This window comes from uncultured Campylobacter sp. (assembly GCF_938018145.1).
Classification (GTDB): domain Bacteria; phylum Campylobacterota; class Campylobacteria; order Campylobacterales; family Campylobacteraceae; genus Campylobacter_A.
In genome coordinates this window covers 1-4521 of the sequence record NZ_CALIII010000167.1, presented here as the reverse complement: position 1 = coordinate 4521, position 4521 = coordinate 1, and the positions used below count along the sequence as shown (strand labels likewise).

Genomic DNA, 4521 nt, shown 5'->3' with positions numbered 1-4521 from the left:
GGCGCGGCAAATGGGTGCCGCAGACGAAGCATTCGGCCTTTACGGCTGCGGACGGAATGCGCACCGAGATAAATTTTACGTGGAGCGAGGACGCGTGGCAGCCGCAGGAGAGGACGGTGCAAAAAATAGAGCCCGAGTTTAGGCGCTTTACCGATCTTAGATGCCGCTGGGACGCCGCAAAGAGCGAGTGGAACGGCTGCTACAAAAACGTGCGCGAGGAGACCGAGCAAGGTCGCTTAAAGTACTCCGCATCGTCGTTTTGGCAGAGGGAGTCGCAGCGCTGGGAGGTCGTGTTTGAAAACGAGCTTAGCTACGATGCGCGCAGCAACCTGATAAAAAATCGCGAGATGTCTGATGGCGAGCGGCGCGAGTATGTCTACGCCTACGACGAGGCGGGAAATAACGTATCTTCGGTGCTTCGCGAGCCTAATGAGAGCGGCAAATGGCGCGAAACGCAAAAGACGGTAAACGTCTTTGAGCCAGACATCTTGGCGCGCGACGTCATGGATCGCGGATTCATCGGCGACTACGTAGCCGCGGGCGAAAATGCAATCAAAAGCAGCAAGCAGTATTTTTTAGACGGCGATGAGTTTAAGCTAAACGAGATGCTCGAGTGGTTTTACGAAAAGTGCGAGTAGTCTCGTGAATGAGCCGTGTATCGTTCAAATTTCGCGCGATGATGCGATGACGTTTGGCTGTGAGGTGGATTTTGGCGTCTAAATTTGACGAGCGGCGGAGTATGGTTTTTAAATAAAATTTAGGAGAAAACGTGAAAAATTTGGACGAAATTTTACTCTCTTTCGATGAAAATACGCAAAATGTTTTATTTCTAAACGGCAATGGCGCTAAACACCCGGTTTGGGACGATGCGGACGAGGTTTTCGCAAAGGCGGTGGAGCAAATTTTAGATAAAAGCCTAGGGCTGCAAAAGGGCGTTGATTATAGCAAAACGCCTAAATTTTATGGTGCCCGACCGCTCGCGTTTATCGGCGTGCATACGCAGATGATCGGGCGAAAAAGCATAGGATTTTTGCTCACGAGTCGGCATCTTTTGGTTAAATTTGACGCGTCGGCCGTAAATGTCGATGAGGTAGCGGCTGCGTTTAGGCTCGGCAAGTATCTGCAAAACGAGCTGGAAAATCTCGCGTGGCAAGAGCTAGAAAAATGCGAATTTGAAATCGAGGACGAGATGAAAGCGGCGATGAAAAGGGCGCTAAAAGCGGTCTTGCAGGCGGTTTTCGAGGAGGGCGTTAAAGCCGAGGAGCGCACGATCGCGGATAAAATTTTGGAGCTTGAGCTGGGCGAAGCGCTAAAAACGCCGCTTGACGAGAGCAAGCTATTATCCAAATCGCTCGGAGTTTTTAAGCCTAACTCGCCGATTTTTCATAGCTTAGATAGCGCGCTTTTTGGACTCAGTAAGCCTTTTGGCGTGATTTTGGACGAGCGCGGACTCATTAGCCGCGACCTTATGGAAGAGCCCGTTTTTAGCTCGTGGGATGAGATCGCAGACGCGTCCATAACGGTAAAAGAGGGGGAAGAAGACGTCATAATAATCGGCGAAAAAGAGCATAAGATACCTTTTGAGCTAAAAGATAAAAAGGAAAATTTCGCCGAGTTTTTAAAATTTACGGCGGCGCTAAAAGCGTAAAATTTAAGCCGAATTTTCGTATAATCGCATAAAAACTAAGGAGAAAAAATGCTAAAAAAGATGGCTGATACGATAAGGTTTTTGTGCGCGGATATGGTGCAGCAGGCAAACAGCGGGCATCCGGGCGCGCCGATGGGGCTAGCGGACGTCATGGTCGTGCTGGCTAAATTTCTAAATCACAATCCTAAAAATCCAAACTGGCTAAACCGCGACAGGCTCGTGTTTAGCGGCGGTCACGCAAGCTCGCTCGTGTATAGCTTTTTGCATCTTAGCGGCTATGATCTTAGCCTTGATGATCTAAAAAACTTCCGCCAGCTAGGCTCTAAAACTCCTGGCCACCCAGAGATCCACACCAAAGGCGTCGAGGTCGCGACCGGACCGCTGGGGCAGGGCGTAGCAAATGCGGTGGGCTTTGCTATGGCGGCAAAATACGCGGCTAATCTGCTAAACGAACCTGAAAACGCCGTCATCGATCATAAAATTTACTGCCTCTGCGGCGACGGAGACTTGCAGGAGGGTATCAGCTACGAGGCCTGTGCGGTCGCGGGCAACCTGCGCCTAGACAACCTCGTGCTGATCTACGACTCAAACAACATCACGATCGAGGGCGACACGAGCATCGCTTGGAGCGAGGACGTGAAGGCGAGGTTTGAGGCGCAGGGCTGGGACGTCGCGCGTATCGACGGCCACGACTACGATCAGATCGAGTTTGCGCTAGAGCAAGCCGCCGAAAAAGAGCGCCCGTATCTCATCATCGCAAACACCCGCATCGCAAAGGGCGCGGGCGAGCTAGAGGGCAGTCACCACAGCCACGGCGCGCCGCTTGGCGAGGAGATCATAAAAGCCGCTAAAATCGCAGCAGGCTTTGATCCTGAGCGCAAATTTGCCATCGACGAGGACGTGCTGATTCGCTTCCGCGCTGCGCTAGAAAAGGGCGACCTGGCCGAAGCTCAGTGGAACAAAAAGGTAGAAAATCTAAGCAGCGAGAGCAAAAATATGCTAAACGCGCTGCTAAATCCCGATTTTAGCAAGATAAATTTCCCTGATTTTAGCGGCAAAAAGCTAGCCACGCGCGATAGCAACGGCATCATCATGAACGAGATAGCGCGCGCGATGCCCGGCTTTATCGGCGGTAGCGCGGATCTGGCGCCGTCGAACAAAACCGAGCTAAAGGGCATGGGCGACTTCCCTAATGGCCGCAACATCCACTACGGTATCCGCGAGCACGCCATGGCCGCGATAAATAACGCAATCGCTAGATACGGGCTTTTCTTGCCGTTTAGCGCGACGTTTTTTATCTTTAGCGACTATCTAAAGCCGTCTGCGCGTATCGCTTCGCTGATGAGCGTTAGGCACTTTTTTATCTTTACGCACGACAGCATCGGCGTGGGCGAGGACGGCCCGACGCATCAGCCTATCGAGCAGCTTAGCACGCTTCGCGCGATGCCGAACTTTTACACCTTCCGCCCGGCCGACGGCAACGAAAACGCGCTTTGCTGGAAGGCGGCGTTAAATTTACGCGCTCCAAGCGCCTTCGTGCTTAGCCGCCAAGGCCTCGCTCCGCTTGAAAAAGGTGAACTAGGCGGCGTAGAAAACGGCGCGTATCTGCTAAAACGCGCGCAAAACGCCAAAATCACGCTAATAGCTAGCGGTAGCGAAGTGGAGCTTTGCGTCAAAGCGGCTGAAATTTTAGCCGCTCGCGGTATCGGCGCGAACGTCGTCTCTGCTCCGTGCTTTGATCTGCTTTGCGAGCAGCCGCGCGAGTACGTGGATAAAATTTTAGATCCGCAAACCAAAATCATCGCCGTCGAAGCCGCAAGCGCGCTAGAGTGGTATAAATTTGCGGGTGAAATTTACTCGATGAAGAGCTTTGGCGAGAGCGGCAAGGCGGGCGCATTGTTCGAATACTTCGGCTTTACGCCTGAAAAGATTGCGGAATTTGCGCAGGAAACGGCGAAGTAAAATCTAGCTTTAAATTTGACGGTTTTGGCTTGGGCTAGAGCCGTCAAATTTGAGAACTCATACCGGGCGAGACCCGCATCAAATTTACACGGTTTGCTCGCGGAAAAATCAAAATTTAAAAAGGGAAAGATTGCAAAAATATAGGCAAAAAACAGGGCGATTCGCCGACGAAAATTTCATCTTAAATTTAGCTCGCGGCGAGGGTAAATTTGATGCGCAAAAAGGCTTGAGCGAGCAAATTTACGCTCAAGATAAAATCAAATTTAGCGCGCAAAATACGATTAAATTTAACCAAAAGGCTGGGTAATGGAACTCTCGCACATCATCGTTTTAGCCCTAGTTCAGGGCATTAGCGAGTTTTTGCCCGTATCTAGCTCGGCGCACCTCGTGCTGGTGCCAAAGCTGCTTGGATGGGCGGATCAAGGACTAGCCTTTGACGTCGCCGTTCACGTAGGCACGCTAGTTGCGATTTTGATTTATTTCAAAGACCGCATCGCCGCGCTTTTGAGAGATTTTTTCGCCTCGATCGCTCAAAAAAAGACGGTCGGCCAAAGCACGCTCGTGTGGGCGACCGGTTTTGGCACGATCCCCGTGGGGCTGTTTGGCCTAGCCTTTGGCGATTTTATCGAGCAGTACGCTAGAAACGGCGCTTTGATCGCTATTATGACCATAGTTTTTGGATTAATTTTAGGCTTTGCCGACAAAAAAAGCGGCGCAAAGGACGAAACCGTCATCACGATAAAAATCGCCCTAATCATCGGCCTAGCGCAGGCGATCGCGCTCATACCGGGCGTTTCGCGCTCGGGCGTGACGATGACGGCGGCGCTGATGCTCGGTTTTTCTCGAACGGCAAGCGCAAATTTTTCGTTTTTACTCTCGATCCCGGTTATCGTGTTAGCAGGCGGCTTGGA

General features: G+C 51.4%; 4 protein-coding genes and 1 pseudogene. All 5 read left to right on the top strand.

Annotated elements, in window-relative coordinates; all coding sequences use genetic code 11:
• Positions 1-638: pseudogene (locus Q0338_RS03845) on the top strand (hypothetical protein); the annotation flags it as partial.
• A gap of 131 nt (positions 639-769) precedes the next feature.
• Positions 770-1648: a hypothetical protein gene (locus Q0338_RS03840; RefSeq protein ID WP_298085606.1), complete on the top strand. Its 879-nt coding sequence runs from the start codon at positions 770-772 to the stop codon at positions 1646-1648.
• A 48-nt stretch (positions 1649-1696) separates the two neighbouring features.
• Entirely contained in the window at positions 1697-3610 is a 1914-nt protein-coding gene (gene tkt / locus Q0338_RS03835; protein ID WP_298085605.1) for a transketolase, read from the top strand.
• A 130-nt stretch (positions 3611-3740) separates the two neighbouring features.
• Positions 3741-3917: a hypothetical protein gene (locus Q0338_RS03830; protein WP_298085604.1), complete on the top strand. Its 177-nt coding sequence runs from the start codon at positions 3741-3743 to the stop codon at positions 3915-3917.
• Positions 3917-4521, top strand: a 605-nt coding sequence (locus tag Q0338_RS03825) for an undecaprenyl-diphosphate phosphatase (protein WP_298085603.1), incomplete at its 3' end; no start/stop codon positions are given. The genes Q0338_RS03830 and Q0338_RS03825, both read left to right, overlap by 1 nt.